This is a genomic window from Microbacterium sp. Se5.02b (assembly GCF_019464375.1).
In the GTDB taxonomy this organism is placed as follows: domain Bacteria; phylum Actinomycetota; class Actinomycetes; order Actinomycetales; family Microbacteriaceae; genus Microbacterium.
Genome location: NZ_CP080491.1, coordinates 2292821 through 2310145, shown reverse-complemented (window position 1 = coordinate 2310145; position 17325 = coordinate 2292821). Strand labels below are relative to the sequence as shown.

At 67.5% G+C, this 17325-nt stretch carries 15 protein-coding genes and 3 pseudogenes; 8 read left to right on the top strand and 10 right to left on the bottom strand.

The features are described 5' to 3' along the window. The first annotated feature begins 6 nt into the window (after positions 1-6). Positions 7-1042 (top strand): annotated as a pseudogene (gene holA, locus K1X59_RS11445) (DNA polymerase III subunit delta). 80 nt (positions 1043-1122) lie between these two features. Here the strand turns inward: holA and rpsT are convergent. Further along, positions 1123-1383: a 30S ribosomal protein S20 gene (gene rpsT / locus K1X59_RS11440; protein WP_183150205.1), complete on the bottom strand. Its 261-nt coding sequence runs from the start codon at positions 1381-1383 to the stop codon at positions 1123-1125. Positions 1384-1606: 223 nt separating this feature from the next. Between rpsT and K1X59_RS11435 the strand changes: the two genes are divergently transcribed. From K1X59_RS11435 to K1X59_RS21405, 3 genes are read left to right on the top strand one after another with little or no spacing between them, the layout of a single operon-like run. After that, positions 1607-2980, top strand: coding sequence for a glycoside hydrolase family 1 protein (locus tag K1X59_RS11435; RefSeq protein ID WP_183150204.1), 1374 nt, complete (start codon positions 1607-1609; stop codon positions 2978-2980). Continuing rightward, positions 2977-3678 carry an MFS transporter gene (locus tag K1X59_RS21410; protein WP_244631923.1) on the top strand — a complete coding sequence of 234 codons (702 nt, stop codon included), beginning with the start codon at positions 2977-2979 and terminating at the stop codon, positions 3676-3678. The genes K1X59_RS11435 and K1X59_RS21410 overlap by 4 nt, the downstream gene beginning before the upstream one ends. Next, positions 3561-4211 carry an MFS transporter gene (locus K1X59_RS21405; protein ID WP_244632586.1) on the top strand — a complete coding sequence of 217 codons (651 nt, stop codon included), beginning with the start codon at positions 3561-3563 and terminating at the stop codon, positions 4209-4211. The genes K1X59_RS21410 and K1X59_RS21405 overlap by 118 nt, the downstream gene beginning before the upstream one ends. On the opposite strand, the gene K1X59_RS22445 is transcribed toward K1X59_RS21405, so the two are convergent. The 6 genes from K1X59_RS22445 to K1X59_RS11405 all read right to left on the bottom strand — a co-directional run bounded on the left by K1X59_RS22445 (position 4206) and on the right by K1X59_RS11405 (position 10716). Then, positions 4206-4388, bottom strand: a complete 183-nt coding sequence (locus K1X59_RS22445; RefSeq protein WP_309491570.1) for a hypothetical protein — start codon at positions 4386-4388, stop codon at positions 4206-4208. The two genes, K1X59_RS21405 and K1X59_RS22445, sit on opposite strands and share 6 nt — an antisense overlap. Further along, positions 4385-4936: an alpha/beta fold hydrolase gene (locus tag K1X59_RS11425; RefSeq protein ID WP_309491569.1), complete on the bottom strand. Its 552-nt coding sequence runs from the start codon at positions 4934-4936 to the stop codon at positions 4385-4387. Before K1X59_RS11425 ends, K1X59_RS22445 begins: the two co-directional genes overlap by 4 nt. A 74-nt stretch (positions 4937-5010) precedes the next feature. Then, positions 5011-6726, bottom strand: coding sequence for an ABC transporter family substrate-binding protein (locus K1X59_RS11420; protein WP_183150203.1), 1716 nt, complete (start codon positions 6724-6726; stop codon positions 5011-5013). Between the two features lie 141 nt (positions 6727-6867). Beyond that, entirely contained in the window at positions 6868-8796 is a 1929-nt protein-coding gene (locus K1X59_RS11415; protein ID WP_183150202.1) for an ABC transporter ATP-binding protein, read from the bottom strand. Continuing rightward, positions 8793-9731, bottom strand: a complete 939-nt coding sequence (locus K1X59_RS11410; protein WP_183150201.1) for an ABC transporter permease — start codon at positions 9729-9731, stop codon at positions 8793-8795. The genes K1X59_RS11415 and K1X59_RS11410 overlap by 4 nt, the downstream gene beginning before the upstream one ends. A 1-nt stretch (position 9732) precedes the next feature. After that, a complete protein-coding gene (locus K1X59_RS11405; RefSeq protein WP_183150200.1) occupies positions 9733-10716 on the bottom strand; it encodes an ABC transporter permease in 984 nt (327 codons plus the stop codon). A gap of 239 nt (positions 10717-10955) precedes the next feature. Here K1X59_RS11405 and lepA point away from each other — a divergent pair, with 239 nt between their 5' ends. The 3 genes and pseudogenes from lepA to hemW all read left to right on the top strand — a co-directional run bounded on the left by lepA (position 10956) and on the right by hemW (position 14761). Continuing rightward, complete coding sequence (gene lepA, locus K1X59_RS11400; protein ID WP_183150199.1) at positions 10956-12809, top strand: translation elongation factor 4; 1854 nt, start codon at positions 10956-10958, stop codon at positions 12807-12809. A gap of 82 nt (positions 12810-12891) precedes the next feature. Beyond that, positions 12892-13545: a DUF1990 family protein gene (locus K1X59_RS11395; protein WP_183150198.1), complete on the top strand. Its 654-nt coding sequence runs from the start codon at positions 12892-12894 to the stop codon at positions 13543-13545. Then, positions 13545-14761, top strand: a pseudogene (gene hemW, locus K1X59_RS11390) (radical SAM family heme chaperone HemW). The gene K1X59_RS11395 and the pseudogene hemW overlap by 1 nt, the downstream one beginning before the upstream one ends. Positions 14762-14771: 10 nt before the next feature. On the opposite strand, the gene K1X59_RS21400 reads toward hemW, so the two are convergent. The 3 genes and pseudogenes from K1X59_RS21400 to K1X59_RS21390 form a co-directional block, all read right to left on the bottom strand. After that, positions 14772-15143 carry a hypothetical protein gene (locus tag K1X59_RS21400; RefSeq protein WP_244631921.1) on the bottom strand — a complete coding sequence of 124 codons (372 nt, stop codon included), beginning with the start codon at positions 15141-15143 and terminating at the stop codon, positions 14772-14774. Between the two features lie 448 nt (positions 15144-15591). Continuing rightward, positions 15592-16098 (bottom strand): carboxylesterase family protein, encoded by a 507-nt coding sequence (locus K1X59_RS21395; protein WP_258566812.1) that lies wholly within the window; start codon positions 16096-16098, stop codon positions 15592-15594. 19 nt (positions 16099-16117) lie between these two features. Further along, positions 16118-16186 (bottom strand): annotated as a pseudogene (locus K1X59_RS21390) (hypothetical protein); the annotation flags it as partial. Positions 16187-16288: 102 nt separating this feature from the next. Between K1X59_RS21390 and hrcA the strand changes: the two are divergent. Beyond that, positions 16289-17320 carry a heat-inducible transcriptional repressor HrcA gene (gene hrcA, locus K1X59_RS11380; RefSeq protein WP_220173414.1) on the top strand — a complete coding sequence of 344 codons (1032 nt, stop codon included), beginning with the start codon at positions 16289-16291 and terminating at the stop codon, positions 17318-17320. Positions 17321-17325 lie beyond the last annotated feature (5 nt).

The window sequence follows — 17325 nt, the reverse complement described above, 5'->3', positions numbered from 1 at the left end:
GGAGACATGGCAGCTTCGCGTCCCCCTTCCCGCGGTGGAGCGAAGCCGACCAAGATCCCTCAGGTGTCGTGGCGAGAACCCCGTCCCGCGCCGCTCGTGCTCGTCTCCGGGCCCGAAGAGGTCTGTGCCGAACGTGCGATCGCCGGGGTCCGTGACTACCTCCGCGCCGAGGATCCGGCTCTCGAGGTCAGCGATGTGCGTGCAGACGACTACGCTCCGGGCACGCTGCTGTCGCTGACCTCGCCGTCGCTGTTCGGTGAACCGCGTCTCGTGCGCGTCTCCGGGGTCGAGAAGTGCTCCGATGCGTTCATCCAGGAAGCGGTGTCGTACCTCGACAACCCCCAGGAGGGTGCGACCGTCATCCTCCGCCACACCGGTGCGAGCGTGCGCGGAAAGAAGCTGCTCGACGCCCTCCGGGCCGGCAACGGCGGGGGCATCGAGATCGCCTGTCCGGCGATCAAGAGAGACGGCGATCGGGTCGACTTCGCCGCGGGCGAATTCCGCGCCGCGAAGAAGCGCATCGCCCCTCCGGCTCTCCGGGCGCTGGTCTCCGCCTTCGCCGACGACCTGACCGAACTCGCGGCCGCCTGTCAGCAGCTCATCGGAGACGTCGAGGGCGACATCACCGAAGAGACCGTCACCAAGTACTACGGCGGTCGCGTCGAGGTCTCCGCGTTTGTGGTCGCAGACACGGCGATCGCCGGGCGATACGGCGAGGCCCTCGTCGCGCTGCGGCACGCTCTCTCGTCCGGGGCTGATCCCGTACCGATGGTGGCGGCCTTCGCGATGAAGTTGCGCACCATGGCACGCGTCGCGGGCAACCGCGAGCCCAGCCGACAGCTCGCTCAGCGCCTGGGCATGAAGGACTGGCAGGTCGATCGTGCGCGCCGCGACCTCGCAGGCTGGAACGAGCGGTCGCTCGATGGCCATCCAGGCCACGGCGCGCGCAGACGGCGAGGTCAAGGGTGCGGCACGCGACCCGATCTTCGCTTTGGAGCGGATGGTCACGGTGATCGCGACCCGTCAGCCGTTCGGCGAATAGTCGACTGCGCGCCGAGTTCGCTGCAGGCACGAAGAAGGCCCGCCCCGGTGACGGGACGGGCCTTTCTCAGGTGATTCGGCTCAGAGAGACGCGACCTGCTTGGCGAGGGCCGACTTGCGGTTCGACGCCTGGTTCTTGTGCAGGACACCCTTGCTGACGGCCTTGTCGAGCTTGACGGAGGCCTTCTTCAGACCTGCCTCGGCTGCCGACTTGTCGCCGGCGGTGACAGCCGTGCGGGTCGTGCGGATGACGGTCTTGAGCTCGCTCTTGACCGCCTTGTTGCGCTCGCGAGCCTTCTCGTTGGTCTTGTTGCGCTTGATCTGCGACTTGATGTTTGCCACGTGTGGACGCTTTCTGTACAGGATTGTTCGGAATGCCGGCAGCAGAAGAGGGCTGCTGCACAGCGGTCGTGAGGGAAGAACCCACACGCAAGCCAAGAGTCGAGTCTACCAGCAGACGGGCCGCCGACGCGAAACGACCGGAGATGCGCGAAACTCGGTCGCGCACCTGCTGGCACTGGGTGCAGAATCATGACTATCCCGACGTCGATGTCAAGGAAGCCAGATGATCCGCGAATCCCCCCGCCCGTCCCTGCCTGGCCGATTCCGCTGGTCCGCGGCGACCTCCGCCTTCCAGATCGAGGGCTCTCGCCCGACCGGGGCGAGAGGGCGTTCGATCTGGGACGACTTCCTCGAGGTGCCGGGTGCGATCATCGACGGGTCGACCGCCGAGCCCGCCTGCGACAGCTACCGGGATCCGGAGAGCGATGTCGCCCTCGCCGCGGGATTGGGACTCGACCGCTATCGATTCTCGATCCCGTGGGCACGCGTGCAACCGGACGGCAGAGGAGCAGGTGACACCGCGGCGCTCGACCACTACTCCCGCCTCGTCGATCTTCTGCTCGAGTCCGACGTGGTCCCGTTCCCCACCCTCTTCCACTGGGAGATGCCGAGCGCTGTCGAGGCCGAGGGCGGCTGGCTCGACCGGGACACGGCCGATCGCTTCGCCGAGTATGCCGAGATCGTGGCCGATGCGCTCGGGGACAGAGTCGAACACTGGTACACGCTGAACGAGCCCGCGATGACGACTCTCCAGGGTTACGCGGTCGGTGCGCTCGCGCCGGGGAGACAGCTGCTCTTCGGCGCGCTGCCGACGGCGCATCACCAGCTTCTGGCGCACGCTCGAGCTGCCACCGTGCTGCGTGGCCGCGGAGCCAGAGCCGTCGGACTCGTCAACAACCACACCTGGGTCCTGCCCCTGCGCGACACGGCCGAAGACCGGCGAGCGGCGGCGGCCTACGACCTGATCCACAACCGTCTCTTCAGTGAGCCCCTGCTGGAAGGAGGGTATCCGGACCTCGAAGAGCTCGGTCTGCCGCCGATGCCGGTGCGTGAGGGAGATCTTGCGGAGATCGGCCACTCGATCGATTTCTACGGCATCAACTTCTACAACCCGACCACGGTCACCGCGGCGGAGACGCAGAGCCCCGTCCCGTTCGACATCGTGCCGACTCCGGGCGCGCCCGTCACCGGATTCGGCCCGGAATGGCCGATCATGCCTTCGGCCCTGCGGGATCTCCTCGTGGACCTGCACACACGGCATCCCGACCATCCTCCGGTCATCATCGGAGAGAACGGTGCGTCGTTCCCCGAGCCGGATCGTGCGGCGCGCATCGACGACGCCGACAGGATCGAGTGCCTGTCCGGGCATATCGAGGCCGTGGGCGAGGCAATCCGGGCCGGGGTTCCGGTAGAGGAGTACACGGTGTGGTCCCTGCTGGACAACTGGGAGTGGGCGGACGGCTACACCCAGCGCTTCGGGCTCGTCCACGTGGACTTCGCGACCGGCGAGCGCACACCCAAGGCGTCATACGAGTGGTACCGCGATCTCATCGCGCGTTCGCGTTCGGCGGCATCCGCGGCGGAGGTGGCCGGATGAGCGGGGTCACGGGGACGCGCACCGTGCGGGCGGGAGCCCGCTGGATGTCGCTGTTCACGCTGGCATGGCTGGCGATCTGGACCGTGCAGCTCACGCCGGTCCAGCTGCTCCTGCCGCTGCAGCTGGACACGCCGGAAGACGACTGGATCCGCGGGGTGGTCTCGTCCGGTCTCGTGCTCGGCATCGGCGGTCTCGCCGGCATCATCGCGGGTCCGGCCGCCGGCGCACTCTCCGATCGCGGGGCTGCCGGGCGTCATCGCCGTCGTCCCTGGGCTCTGGGTGGCGTCGGTCTCACGGCCGTCTGCCTCGTCCTCACGGGTATCGCCGAGGGGCCGTGGGCCGTGGGCGCGGGATGGGTGGGGGTGTCGGTGGGCGTCGCGGTCTCGTCCGCGGCGTTCACGGCACTCATCGCCGATCAGCTCCCTTCGTCGCAACGGGGCGCCGCTTCTGCCGCCGTCGGTTCGAGTCAAGCGGTGGGGATCGTGCTCGGTGTCGGTCTCGTCGTTCTGCTCGGCCTCGGCATCAGCGAGGATACCTGCTGCTCGCGGCCGTCATCGCCGTCGTCGGATCCGCGGCAGCGCTGCTCCTGCCGGACCCGCCGACCACCGAGGCGCTGCGCCCGAAGCCGCTCGGACGTCGTCCGCTCGCCTCGTTGCGTGATCGCGATTTCGCCTGGATGCTCTCCGGCCGTCTGGTGACGAACATCGGTAACGCGTTGGGGACCGCCCTGTTCCTGTTCTTCCTGCTGCACGGCCTCGGCCAGCCGAGTGCCACCGCGCAGGACAATCTCCTGCTGCTGATCGTCGTCTACACCGTGTTCGTGGTGATCGCGTCGGTGGTGACCGGGATGGTCTCGGATCGCACAGGGAACCGGCGAACGCTCGCCGTCGCGGCCACCGTCGTGCAGGCGGCGTCCGGCGTGGCCATCGCGCTCGTCCCGACGTTCGAGATGACGCTGGTCGCCGCGGCGCTGATGGGCCTCGGCTACGGCGCGTTCTCGACGGTCGGGCTGGCATTCGCCGCTGATCTGCTGCCCGACGAGCAGGACCATGCACGCGATCTCGGGATCGTCAACGTCACTGCGGCTCTCGGGCAGTTGATCGGCCCGGTGCTCGGAGCCGGGCTGGTCGCGTTGGTCGGCGGGTTCTGGCTGGTCTTCGTCGCCGCGGCTGTCCTCTCGATCGTCGGAGGAGTGCTCACCGCGTGCGCACGGCAGCCCGCGCGCTCATGAGCCCGCGGGTGCCTGTTCGACTGTCGCGATCGCGAGCTGCAGCACGGCGTTGAATATCCTCGGCCGCATGGCCGTGACCAGATGGGTCGTGCGGGGCACGATGATCAGTTCGGCGTGCGGCGCGAGTCGGCGGAACAGGGACTCGTTGAGCCGCAGCTGATCGTACTGACCGTTCACGAACCAGAGCGGGACCGTGATCCGGGGAGGGCCGCGGCGATGTCGAGTGCGGCGAGGCTGCGGAGCGCGGCGTCCTGTGTGTCGAGTGCATAGCCGCCCGCAGCGAAGTCGGACCGCGTCTCGAGGGGGATAGTGGCTTCGAGCATCCGTGCGGTGAGCCACATCCCGCGGTCGGGAAGCGCGTCGACGGCCCTGGCGAACAGACGGTAGGCCCGGAGCCCGGCACCGTGGGGGAGAGAGGTGCACGCGGCCGCGACCAGTCCCGCGACCGGCGGGCGCTGCGCCCCGCCCGTGTATGCAAGGCAGAGCAGACCGCCCATGGAGTGCCCGACGAGCACGACGGGCCCGTTGGCTGCGGCCGCGCGCACAGCCGCATCGATCGTGTGGAGGGCTTCGTGGAGAGTGAAGTCCTCTTCCATCCGGGTGCCGTGGCCCGGCAGGTCGACGGCCGTGACGGCGTACCCGCGCGCATCGAGGTAGGCGCGCTGCGCACGCCACATGGTCGCGGACGTGCGGATGCCGTGGACGAGGACGATCTGGGCGCTCACGCGTTCAGCATAAGGAAAGCGGGGCCGGTGGATCACCACCGGCCCCGCTTCGACACGATTCGTGTCAGAGGGTGTTACTTCTCCCAGCCGAGGTTCTCGACCGGAGTGACTCCGAAGAGGTCCAGGCCCACGTAAGGCTCCGGCGTGAGGTTCGCCAGGCCCTCCTGGACCACGTAGATCGACGGACCGTTGTAGAGCGGGATGACGCCCCAGGTCTCCTCGATGATCTTCGGCTCGAGGTCCATGGCGGCCTTGGTCCAGCTCTCCGAGTCCTTCTGCGACTCGACCTCGTCAGCGATCTGCTTGTCGATGTCGGCCGTGCCGGTCGCAGAGAGGTTCAGGCCACTGTCGGAGCAGTAGATCTGGCACATCCACGCCGGTCCGAACGGGTCGGAGTCGGTGAAGCGGAGACCGAAGATGTCCCAGTTCTTGGACGTGAAGTCGTCCGAGAAGTCAGCGGATGCACGAACCTCGACCTGGAGGTCGATGCCGAGCTCCTTCTGCTGAGCCTGCAGCGACTTCGCGAGCGCCTCCTGGACGGGGCTGTTGCTGAAGATCGGGTAGACGACCGAGAACTTGACGCCGTCCTTCTCACGGATGCCGTCATCGCCTTCCACCCAGCCGGCGTCGTCAAGCAGCTTCTTGGCAGCTTCGACGTCGTACTTCAGTCCGGCCTCGCCGAACGCGTCTTTCCAGCCGTCCTGGAACGAGTACATGTTCAGCGAGCCTGCCGGCTCCTCCTCGTATCCGAGGCCGTTCCACGCGATCTGCTTCTGCTGGTCGATGTTGACGCCCATGAAGAACGCCTTGCGCACGTTCACGTCCTCGAACTGCGGCTTGTCGCCGTCGACCATGAGAACCGTCTTGGCGGTCTGCTGAGCGCGACGGACGACAGCGCCGTCGACGTCCTCGACCTGCTTCAGACGCTCTTCGCTGCCGGCCTCGACCTGGTCGATCTCACCGTTCTTGAAGGCGTTGATCGCGGCGTCGTCCTCGAGAGCCGTGAAGGTGACCTTGTCGAGCAGGGGAGCGTTGCCCCACCACTCGGGGTTCGGCTTGAAGGACACGAAGCCCGCGTTCGCGTCGAACTCGTCAACCGTGTACGGTCCAGCGCCCCACTCGGCGTTGAGGTTGCCGATGTACGCGTTGTTGAACGTCTCGACGTCGGCGTGCTTCGGGTTCAGCACTCCGCCGGTCAGGAACGCCATGGAGGGCCAGGCGTAGACGCCGTCGAAGGTGACGACGGCCGTCTTGGCGCTGTCGCCCTGCTCGACCGAGGTGATCTGCTTGTAACCGTCGGTCGCGTTCGGGTTGAAGCCCTCGTCGTAGGAGCGGTTCGCCTTCCAGGTGGCGTCGATGGCGGTCCAGTCCATGTCCGTGCCGTCGTTGAAGTGCGCCTCGTCCGTGAACGTGAAGGTGACGGTCGTGTTGCCGTCCGCCTCACCGATCTCGTACTCGTCGAGGTAGGCGTCGTTCTTCTGCACCTCGCCCTCGGGCGTGACCAGAAGCAGCTGCGGCATGTAGTAGTACCACAGACGTGCGGTGTCGGCGCTCGCGTCGCTGTTGAAGGCGTTCAGCTGCTCCGGAACCTCGTTGATCTCGAAGTTGACCTCGCCGCCCTCCTTCAGGTTCTCGCGCGGCTGCGGGTTGTAGTCGGCCGCCTTGGTCTCGACCTTCTCGCCGCCGTCGTCCCCGCCTCCGTTGTTCCCGGAACCGCTCGCGCAACCCGCGAGGGCGAGTGCGAGGGCGCCGCTGATCGCGATCGCCCCCAACAACTTCTTGTTCTTCATGGTGCTCCTTTCGCCTTTCGGCGTTTCATAAGGGGAAGAATAGTTCGGCCCTGGACGTATCACAGCGGTCGAAAGTGAATACCGCCTAACCGTTATCGGACGGTGACCCACATCAGGTGGCATCCGGTTTCAGGTCCGCCCTCACACACTCACGGGACGGGTGCTCATGGTCTCGGCGTCGAACACGACCCGTCGACGGGTGCGCTCGATGTCGGGGTCCGGGACCGGGATCGCCGAGAGCAGAGCCTGCGTGTAGGGGTGCTGCGGGTTCTCGAACACGTCGTCCACATCGCCGTGCTCGACGAAGTCGCCGAGGTACATCACGGCCACGCGGTCCGCGATGTGGCGGACGACCGAGAGGTCGTGGGCGACGAACAGGTACGACAGGCCCAGCTTGGCCTTGAGCTCGTCCAACAGGTTGATCACGCCGGCCTGGATGGAGACGTCCAGGGCCGAGACCGGCTCGTCGAGCACGACGATCTTGGGGTTGGTCGAGAGCGCGCGTGCGATGCCGATGCGCTGCCGCTGACCACCGGAGAACGCCTGCGGGAAGCGGTCGCTGTGCGCCGGGTTCAGCCCGACGAGGTCCATCAGCTCGTCGACGCGTCGATGAGCCTCCTCCTTCGGGGTGCCGATCGCGAAGAGCGGCTCCGAGATGATGTCCGCCACGGTCATGCGCGGGTCGAGGGCTCCCATGGGGTCCTGGAACACGATCTGGATGTCGCGTCGCAGTTTCCGCTCGACCTTGTGGCTGTGGATGTCGTTGACGCTCGTGCCGGCGATCACGATGTCGCCGTCGGTCTGCTTGACCATGTCCATGATCTGCAGGAGCGTGGTCGTCTTGCCGCTGCCGGACTCGCCGACGATGGCCATCGTCTCGCCCTCGCGCACGTCGAAGCTGACGCCCTTGATCGCGTGCACCTCGCCGACCTTGCGCTTGAGGAAGGCACCCTTGAGCAGCGGGAACGTCTTGGTGAGGTTCTTGACCTCGAGCGTGATCGGACGCTGTTCGCGAGGAACTTTGGCCAGGTCGCTCTCCGGGATCTCGCGGACCGGGTACACGGGAAGGCCGCCGAGGAGTCCCCCGTCCTCGATCTCGTGCGACCGGATGCAGGCGGCGCGGTGCGCATCGCCGGAGCCTGTGGCCACGGGCAGCAGCTCGGGCTCTCGCGTGCGGCATGCGTCCATGACGATGGGGCAGCGGTCGGCGAAGGGGCAGGCGTCGGGGAGGTTGATGAGCAGGGGAGGGTTTCCCTTGATCGGGGTGAGCGGTTCCTTCTCCGCCTTGTCGACGCGGGGGATGGCCCCGAGGAGGCCGATCGAGTACGGCATCCGGGTCTTGTGGAACAGTTCGTGCACCGGCGCCTGCTCGACGGGCTTTCCTGCGTACATGACCATGACGTCGTCCGCGGTGCGGGCGACGATGCCCATGTCGTGGGTGATCATGATCACGGCGGCGCCGGTCTCCTGCTGCGCCTTCTCGATGAGGTCGAGGATCTGGGCCTGGATCGTGACGTCCAGGGCTGTGGTCGGCTCGTCGCAGATGATCAGCTTGGGGTTGTTCGCCATCGCGATCGCGATGACGACGCGCTGACGCATTCCTCCCGAGAACTCATGTGGGAACGACTTCATGCGGCGTTCGGGCTCGCTGATCCCGACGAGCGTGAGAAGTTCGATCGAGCGGTTCCACGCATCCTTCTTCGAGAGGCTGCGGTGGACGGTGAGGGCTTCGATGAGCTGGTCGCCGATCGTGAACACCGGGGTCAGCGACGTCAGCGGGTCCTGGAACACCATCGACATGCCGTTGCCGCGGATCACGGAGAGCTGCTTGTCGGTCATGCCGAGCAGCTCCTGGCCGTCGTACATGATCGAGCCGGTGACCTTGGCGTTCTCGTCGAGCAGGCCCATGATCGCGAGCGAGGTGACCGACTTGCCGGATCCGGACTCGCCGACGATGCCCAGAGTCTTGCCCGCCTCCAGGTCGAACGACACGCCTCGCACGGCATCGACGCGGCCGGCCTCGGACGCGAAGCTGACGGTGAGATCGCGGACGGAGAGTACGTTGCTCATGCTCGGCCTCCAGCCGCAGAGGTGGGATCGAGGGCGTCGCGCAGACCATCGGCGATCAACGCCATGGAGACGGTCAGCAGGGTCAGAGCCGCGGCGGGGAAGTAGAACAGCCACGGCGAGGTGATGAGCGAGCTCGATCCGGCGCCGATCAGCGCACCGAGCGACACATCGGGGATCTTCACGCCGAACCCGAGGAACGAGAGTCCGGTCTCGGCCACGACGGCGTTCACGACGCCGAGGGTGAAGTTGATCACGAGCAGGGAGCCGATGTTGGGCAGCAGGTGGCGCACGACGATCCGCATGCCGCGGACTCCCATGTACCGCGCGGCGCTGACGTACTCGCGCTCGCGGAGCGACAGCGCCATCGTCCAGATGACGCGGGCCGGGAAGTACCAGCCGATCACGAAGATCATGATGAACGCGATCACCCGCCAGTCGCCACCGGACTTGTTCGAGATCATCGCCAGGATGAGGAAGCTCGGGATGACCATCATGAAGTGGATGACCAGCAACGTGACCCGCTCGGTCCAGCCGCCGAAGTACGCGGCCGCCGTTCCGACCAGTGCCGACACGATCGTCACGCCCACGGAGACGGTGACGGCGATCATCAGGGACCGCTGCAGCCCGACGGCGACCTGAGCGAACAGGTCGTTGCCGGCGTTGTTGGTGCCGAACCAGTGCTCGGCGCTCGGGGGGCTGCTCAGGTGCAGGAAGTCGAGCTCGATGTGGTCGTAGCGCGCGATGAGCGGTCCGAAGATCGCGAACAGCACGAGCACCACGAAGATGATGAGACCGGCGACCGCGCCCTTGTTGCGGGCGTAGCGGCGCGAGTACAGCGTCCACTTCGACAGACGGCGGGTGGCGACGCGCGTCGTCTCAGGACCGGGAGCGACCTCGGAGGCCTCGACGGTGGGGTCGATCATTTCGGAGGTCATGTCAGCTCACTCTCACTCGAGGATCGAGAACCACGACGGCGATGTCGGCCAGGATGGCGCCGATCGCCGTGAGCACTGCCCCGAAGGCCGCGATGGCGACGGTGCCATGGATGTCGTTCTTCGTGATGGCGTCGATGAAGTACTTGCCCATGCCGTTCCACGCGAAGATCGTCTCGGTGAGGACGGCGCCGGTGAACACGGCGGGGATCGTGAACGCCACCTGCGTGGCGACCGGGATCAGCGAGGTCCGCAGTGCGTGCTTGCGGATCGCCTGCTGCTTGGTCAGCCCCTTCGCGCGGGCGGTCCGCACGTAGTCGGCGCTGATGTTGTCCAGCAGGAGCGACCTCTGCAGGAAGTGGATGCCCGCGTAGCCGATGAGCACCAGGGCTATCGTCGGCAGCGTCAGATGTTGCAGCACGTCTATGAGCACGGGGAAGAATCCCTCGACTCCGCGGCTCGCGTTTCCGGTCACGTAGAAGATGCGCACGCCCGTCGCGTCGTTCAGCGCGATCGCCATCAGGACGATTCCGAAAGCCGCGACGACGATCGGGATGTTCATGGTGATGATGCTCGTGGCCTGGCCGATCCGGTCCGCGAGCTTGTACTGGCGTGACGCGGTGTACACGCCGAGCGCGATGCCGAGGATCGTGGTGAGGATCGTCGCTCCGAGCACCAGTTCCGCGCTGACCCACATGCGGTACGCGACCTGCTCGTTGACGGAGCCGCCGGTCGGACTCACGCCCCAGTCCCAGCGCAGCAGGATCGCGGTGAGCCAGTTCCACCACCGCTCGATCAGCGGGACGGTGTCGCTCAGGTTGCGGGGTTCGAGGACGTTGACGATCTGCTCTTCGGTGAGCGGCGGGCGTCGTCCCACGTAGTTGCTGCGCGGATCGAGGAATCCCCACGCCAGGAAGTACGTGAGGTTCGTCGCGACCACGATCATCAGCAGCCAGCCGAGTGCTCGGCGCAAGAGGTACTTGATCAAGGGGCAGTCTTTCTCTTCTACAGACGCGCTCGGGATCTGCCGACGCAACGCTGAGTCGGGTGGGAACAGCTTCTTTCTCCACCGTCTCCCGCGACGCGACGGCCGTCACGGGGTCTGTGACGGAGTCTTATCGCTTACGGGATCCGGTGTCACGGATTTTTCCCGGGCAACTTCGGGAGACTATCACCGGAATGCCGGAATCGGGGATTAGCGCCGCCTGACCGTACAATCGAGTGGACATGTCCCCACGCGCTCTCACACCCCTTCAGCCTGCCTCGACGCCGGCTGCGCAGATCCGCAACTTCTGCATCATCGCCCACATCGATCACGGCAAGTCGACCCTCGCCGACCGGATGCTGCAGATCACGGGCGTGGTCTCCGACCGTGACATGCGCGCGCAGTACCTCGACCGCATGGACATCGAACGCGAGCGCGGCATCACGATCAAGAGCCAAGCCGTGCGCATGCCGTGGGAGCTCGACGGACAGACCTTCGCGCTCAACATGATCGACACCCCGGGGCACGTCGACTTCACCTACGAGGTCTCGCGCTCGCTGGCGGCGTGCGAGGGCGCGATCCTGCTCGTGGACGCGGCGCAGGGCATCGAAGCCCAGACGCTGGCGAACCTCTACCTGGCGCTGGAGAACGATCTCCACATCATCCCGGTCCTCAACAAGATCGACCTTCCCGCCGCGGACCCCGAGAAGTACGCGAAGGAACTGGCGTCGCTCATCGGCGGCAAGCCCGAGGACGTGCTGCGGGTCTCCGGCAAGACGGGCGTCGGCGTCGAGGATCTGCTCGACCGCCTCGTGCAGGAGATCCCCGCGCCGGTCGGCGACGCGGACGCCCCGGCACGGGCGATGATCTTCGACTCCGTCTACGACGCGTACCGCGGCGTCGTGACATACGTGCGCATGGTGGACGGGAGCCTCTCGCCTCGCGAGCGCATCCAGATGATGTCGACCGGCGCGAACCACGACGCTCTCGAGGTGGGGGTGTCCAGCCCCGAGCCGACGCCCACCAAGGGACTCGGAGTCGGTGAGGTCGGCTACCTCATCACCGGTGTGAAGGACGTGCGCCTGTCGAAGGTCGGCGACACGATCACGACGGCGAGGAAGCCCGCATCCGATGCGCTTCCCGGCTACACCGACCCGAAGCCCATGGTCTTCTCCGGTATCTACCCGATCGACGGCAGCGACTACGCGGAGCTTCGCGAGGCGCTCGACAAGCTCAAGCTCTCCGACGCCTCGCTGCAGTACGAGCCGGAGACCTCCGTGGCCCTCGGCTTCGGATTCCGCTGCGGCTTCCTCGGCCTGCTGCACCTGGAGATCATCACCGAGCGTCTCTCGAGGGAGTTCGGCCTCGACCTCATCACGACCGCGCCGAGCGTGATCTACGAAGTGCTCACCAGCGACACCGGCGAGACCGTGACGGTCACGAACCCGAGCGAGTATCCGGACGGACGCATCGGCTCGGTCTCGGAGCCGATGGTGAAGGCCGCGATCCTGCTGCCCAAGGACTACGTCGGCACCGTCATGGAACTGTGCCAGACCAGACGCGGCACGCTGCTGGGCATGGAGTACTTCTCCGAGGAGCGTGTCGAGCTGCGCTACAACATGCCGCTCGGCGAGATCGTGTTCGACTTCTTCGATCAGCTGAAGTCCAAGACGCAGGGGTATGCCTCGCTCGATTACGAACCCTCGGGCCAGCAGGAGGCCGACCTCGTGAAGGTCGACATCCTCCTGCAGGGCGAGAAGGTCGACGCGTTCAGTTCCATCGTCCACCGAGACAAGGCCTACGCCTACGGCACGATGATGGCCGAGCGGCTGCGCAAGCTCATCCCTCGTCAACAGTTCGAGGTGCCGATCCAGGCGGCCATCGGCGCGCGCATCATCGCTCGCGAGACGATCCGCGCCATCCGCAAGGATGTGCTCGCCAAGTGCTACGGCGGTGACATCACCCGCAAGCGCAAGCTCCTCGAGAAGCAGAAGGAGGGCAAGAAGCGCATGAAGATGGTCGGACGCGTCGAGGTCCCCCAGGAGGCGTTCATCGCTGCGCTGTCGGGCGACGTCGAGGGCAAGGAAAAGAAGTAGCACGGCGGATCGGATCAAGCGATGTGTCGTCGTGCGGCGCGTGGGGGTGTTCGCTCAGGTGACGCGAAGTAGGCTGGAACTCATGCGGCGCGGGACTTTCCGAGACGACACGGTGGACTATGCGGCCGTGGGTGCGACCCATGCGCCCGATCTGATGCAGTACCCGCCGGAGCGGAGCGTCCCTGCGGAGGAATCCTGGCGCATCGGCAGCGGCAGCGAGAGGTTCCAGACCGCCGGCGAGGCGCTTCTCTCCTGGACGGCTCAACGCGCCGCCGGGCTCTCGGTCGAAGACGTGCGTCCGGCGCCGGGCCCCGCCTACGCGGGAGTGAGCTTCGATGCGGCGGGGAACCCCATCGCGCCGAGCAAGCGCGATGTGGAGCCCCGGTACGACGCGGAGGGCATGCCGTTCGTCGGTGCGGGGATGACGCTGCACCTGCGCGGCCGGGTCGCAGGCATGCGCGCCGATGCCGAGCTCCGTGTGATCTCGGTCACCGAGGAGACGCGGCGCATCGGCTTCGTGCTCGGCACGGTCGGCGGTTCCGTGGTTCGCGGCGAGGAGTCCTTCGACGTCGACTGGCGGGAGGACAACGACGAGGTCTGGTTCACCGTCCGCGCCTTCGACGCCCCCAACGCACTGCTGTACCGCACGGTGCCCGCACTCGTGAAGCGCCGCCGTCGCGAGCTCTTCGCGCGCTACCTCCGCGCGATCTCCCCGCTCTACGCGACCCCGCTGTGATGGCGGGCCCCCTCCCTCTCGGAGACCCGGCACCGACGGACGGGCGACTGCCCGTCGATCTTCCGATCGACACGAGTGCGCCGTTCTCGGCGTACCTTCATATTCCTTTCTGCACGGTGCGCTGCGGGTACTGCGACTTCAACACCTATACGTCGACCGAGCTGCGCGGGGCGAAGCAGGAGGACTACGCATCGACGCTGATCGCCGAGATCCACCTCGCTCGACGCGTGCTCGACGGTGCCGGGGCGCTGCGCCCGATGGACACGGTCTTCTTCGGCGGAGGCACGCCCACCCTCCTCCCCGCCGAGACCTCGCCCGCATGCTCGATGCGGCCTCCTCGGCCTTCGGGCTGGCTGAGGGTGCCGAGGTGACCGTCGAGGCGAATCCCGACACCGTGACGCCTGCGGTCGCGCGCACCCTGGCTGAGGCCGGAGTCACGCGGATGTCGGTCGGCATGCAGTCGGCGGTGCCGCATGTCCTCGCCGCCCTCGACCGCACCCACCGGCCGGAGAACGTCCGCACGGCCGTCGCCGCCGCGAAGGATGCGGGCCTCGCCGTGAGCGTCGATCTGATCTACGGCGCGCCCGGGGAGTCCCTCGCCGATTGGGAGTCCTCGCTCGATGCGGCGCTCGCGCTCGAGCCCGACCACATCTCCGCCTACGCGCTCATCATCGAGGACGGCACGAAGCTCGCGCGCCAGATCCGTCGCGGCGAAGTGCCGACGCCCGACGACGATCTTCAGGCGGACATGTACGAGCTCGCCGATGCGCGCCTCGCGGACGGCGGCTTCGACTGGTACGAGGTCAGCAACTGGGCCCGCACGCCGGACCGACGTTCCCGGCACAACCTCGCCTATTGGCGCGGCAGCGACTGGTGGGGCTTCGGTCCTGGTGCCCACAGCCACATGGCGGGGCTGCGATGGTGGAACGTCAAGCACCCCGCCGCATACGCGCAACGTCTCGCGGCCTCCGAGTCGCCGGCAGCCGGAACCGAGCGCCCCGATGCCGAGTCGCGCACATTGGAGCGCATCCTGCTGCTGAGCCGCATCCGCGAGGGCATCGCGGTCGACGAGGTGCCTGCGGCGAACCGGAGCCGTGTCGCCGGTCTGATAGCCGATGGACTGATCGATCCGGTGGCTGCCCTGCACGGGCGCGTCCAGCTGACGTTGCGCGGTCGCCTGCTCGCGGATGCCGTGGTGCGCGAGCTCACGGACTGATCGGCCGGCGTCACCCGGGGAGCAGGTCCATCCCGGTGGTGCGGCGCTGCGGAACCGTCGAGCTGACCGTGTCGAACAGGCGCGTCTGCCGGCCGGGACCGTACGGCGGCCAGCCGGGTTCGCCGTCGGTCACGAAGCCGACCCAGGCAGCGTTCATCTCGGTCGCGAGGTCACGCGGGGCATCCGGTCCGGCCAGGCGCCTGGCCTCCTCGTCGTCGAGACGATCGAACACGAACCCGAGTTCGAGCGCGTGGGCCGCGCGAAGGTCTCGCACCGGGCTCGGCCACGCGAACTCGTAGACGTGCGTCGTCGCGGGACGGGCAGCCGCGACACGGCTCAGCGGCGCACGCAGCATCATGTCGGTGACGAGCTGCCCGAACACCTCACCCGTGCCGGCACGGGGAAAGCCGAGCGGTACTCGGATACGGCGCGACGGGGATCCGGGAGAGCAGCCGGGCGGCCTGAAGCTTGAGCTCGCCGATGCCGGCGAGCGCCTCCGGCGGGAACCAGAGCCGGTACTCGTCGGTGTTGCTGCCGATCAGCAGCGGGGTGTCGATCTCGCCGAGAACCTCGTGCGGAGACCGCGGCAGGCTGTCGGGATCGATCGCGAACTGGAACCCGGGAGCCCCGCCGAGCGGTGACGAACCGGCGGACTGGGCCGCGCGCGCGTCCAGCAGCTGTCCGGGGAGAGCGCGGCGAAGGAATCCCGATCCGCGGTGACGCCGAGTCGCTTCGCCAACTGCGCCGTCACGCGCCCCGCCTTCTTCGGAGTCTGGGCCGTGAGCGGCCCGGATTCGATGATGGCGCGGGAGATCAGCGCGCGGGAGTCGTCACGTGCGAAGCCCGGCGACGACGGCACCGCCGGCCGACTCGCCCATCGCGGTGATGCGCGCGGGGTCTCCGCCGAAGGCCGCGATCTCGCGATGCACCCACTCCAGCGCAGCGGCCGCATCGCGCAGCCCGAGGTTTCGAGGTGCGCCGTCGAGCACCGAGAAACCCTCGGAGCCCAAGCGGTAGTTGATCGACACGAACACGACGCCCGCGTTCGCGAAGACGGTTCCGTCGTAGAGCGGCAGGGCCGCCGTGCCGCGTTCGAGCGCACCGCCGTGGATCCACAGCAGCACCGGCGCGCCGGATGCCTCGGTCGGAGCCCACACGTTCGCCGTGAGGATGTCGTCACCGTCGATGCGCACGGACCCCAGGAGTTCGCCGATCTCGCCGGCGTAGGGGTGCTGGGGTGGCGTCGGGCCGAACCGGGTCGCCTCCCGCACGCCGTGCCACGCGGTCGTCGGCTGCGGGGCTCGGGAACCGGTTCTCGCCGAAAGGGGCAGCCGCATAGGGGACGCCGAGGTAACGGGCGACGCCCTCGCTCTCGGTGCCGCGGACCACGCCGCTCGACAGGGTGGCCCGGGGTGAGGTGGTCATGAGCGTCATCCTAGGGTTGCGGCCCCGCCGTACGGAGAATCACGAGCTGCTCGGGGTAGGATTGGCACTCTGAACGTCCGAGTGCCAGCGGAAGGGAAGGCGATGGTCACAGAGCGAGGACTCCAGGTTCTCCGCGCGATCGTGCAGGACTACGTCGAGACCCACGAACCGGTCGGCAGCCGTTCCATCGTCGATCGGCATTCGTTCGGCGTGTCGGCGGCGACGATCCGCAACGACATGGCGCTGCTCGAAGACGAAGAGCTCATCACGGCGCCTCACACCTCGTCTGGTCGTGTGCCCACCGACAAGGGCTACCGCGTCTTCGTGAACCACCTGGCCCAGTTGCGGCCGCTCTCGTCGGCACAGCGATCGGCGATCGAGTCGTTCCTGGGCGAACCTTCCGACCTCGACGACCTGATGGTGCGCACGGTACGGGTGCTGACGCAGCTCACCGGGCAGGTCGCGCTCGCTCAGTACCCGTCTTTCGCTCGCGCCCATGTCACGCACATCGAACTGGTCGCGCTGGCGCCGAACCGGCTCCTGATCGTGCTGGTCACGGATGCCGGGGGAGTGTCGCAGAGGATCGCGCCTCTCCCTGAGGCGATCGACGAGACGGCGATGGCGCTGCTGCGTGCTCGCGTCTCGGCCCTGATCACGGGTCAGGCGATCGCAGACGCCTCCGACCGACTCCAGACCCTGCTGGCGGCGGCTGAACCGCCGAAGGATCCGGTGCTGCACGCGATCGCCGGTGTCGTGCTCGACGAACTCGGCGGGTTCCGGCAGGAGCGCCTGGTGATGGCGGGAGCTGCCACGTTGGCGCGTCGCGAGCAGGACTTCCGCGGCAGCATCCATCCCCTCCTCGAAGCGATCGAGGAGCAGGTGACACTGCTGCGGCTGATGAGCGAGATGGTGACCGACGAGCACGGCCTCGCGGCGAGCATCGGAACCGAGAACGCGCCGTTCGGGCTCGGCGAGGCATCGATCGTCGCCAGCAACTACGCCGCCCCCAGCGGCACGGCGCGCGTCGGCGTGATGGGGCCGACGCGCATGGACTATCCGAGCAATCTCGCGGCGGCGCGGGCAGTCGCCCGCTATCTGTCGCGGATGCTCGATGAAGACGAGGCCGGCCGCTGACGCGG

What these genes read in the sequence shown, in the direction of transcription:
- K1X59_RS11415 (WP_183150202.1), bottom strand. Translation starts at nt 8,796, where the DNA reads ATGAGCAACGTACTCTCCGTCCGCGATCTCACCGTCAGCTTCGCGTCC.
- K1X59_RS11410 (WP_183150201.1), bottom strand. Translation starts at nt 9,731, where the DNA reads ATGACCTCCGAAATGATCGACCCCACCGTCGAGGCCTCCGAGGTCGCT.
- K1X59_RS11435 (WP_183150204.1), top strand. Translation starts at nt 1,607, where the DNA reads ATGATCCGCGAATCCCCCCGCCCGTCCCTGCCTGGCCGATTCCGCTGG.
- K1X59_RS11420 (WP_183150203.1), bottom strand. Translation starts at nt 6,726, where the DNA reads ATGAAGAACAAGAAGTTGTTGGGGGCGATCGCGATCAGCGGCGCCCTC.
- K1X59_RS21395 (WP_258566812.1), bottom strand. Translation starts at nt 16,098, where the DNA reads ATGCGGCTGCCCCTTTCGGCGAGAACCGGTTCCCGAGCCCCGCAGCCG.
- lepA (WP_183150199.1), top strand. Translation starts at nt 10,956, where the DNA reads ATGTCCCCACGCGCTCTCACACCCCTTCAGCCTGCCTCGACGCCGGCT.
- K1X59_RS11395 (WP_183150198.1), top strand. Translation starts at nt 12,892, where the DNA reads ATGCGGCGCGGGACTTTCCGAGACGACACGGTGGACTATGCGGCCGTG.
- K1X59_RS21410 (WP_244631923.1), top strand. Translation starts at nt 2,977, where the DNA reads ATGAGCGGGGTCACGGGGACGCGCACCGTGCGGGCGGGAGCCCGCTGG.
- hrcA (WP_220173414.1), top strand. Translation starts at nt 16,289, where the DNA reads ATGGTCACAGAGCGAGGACTCCAGGTTCTCCGCGCGATCGTGCAGGAC.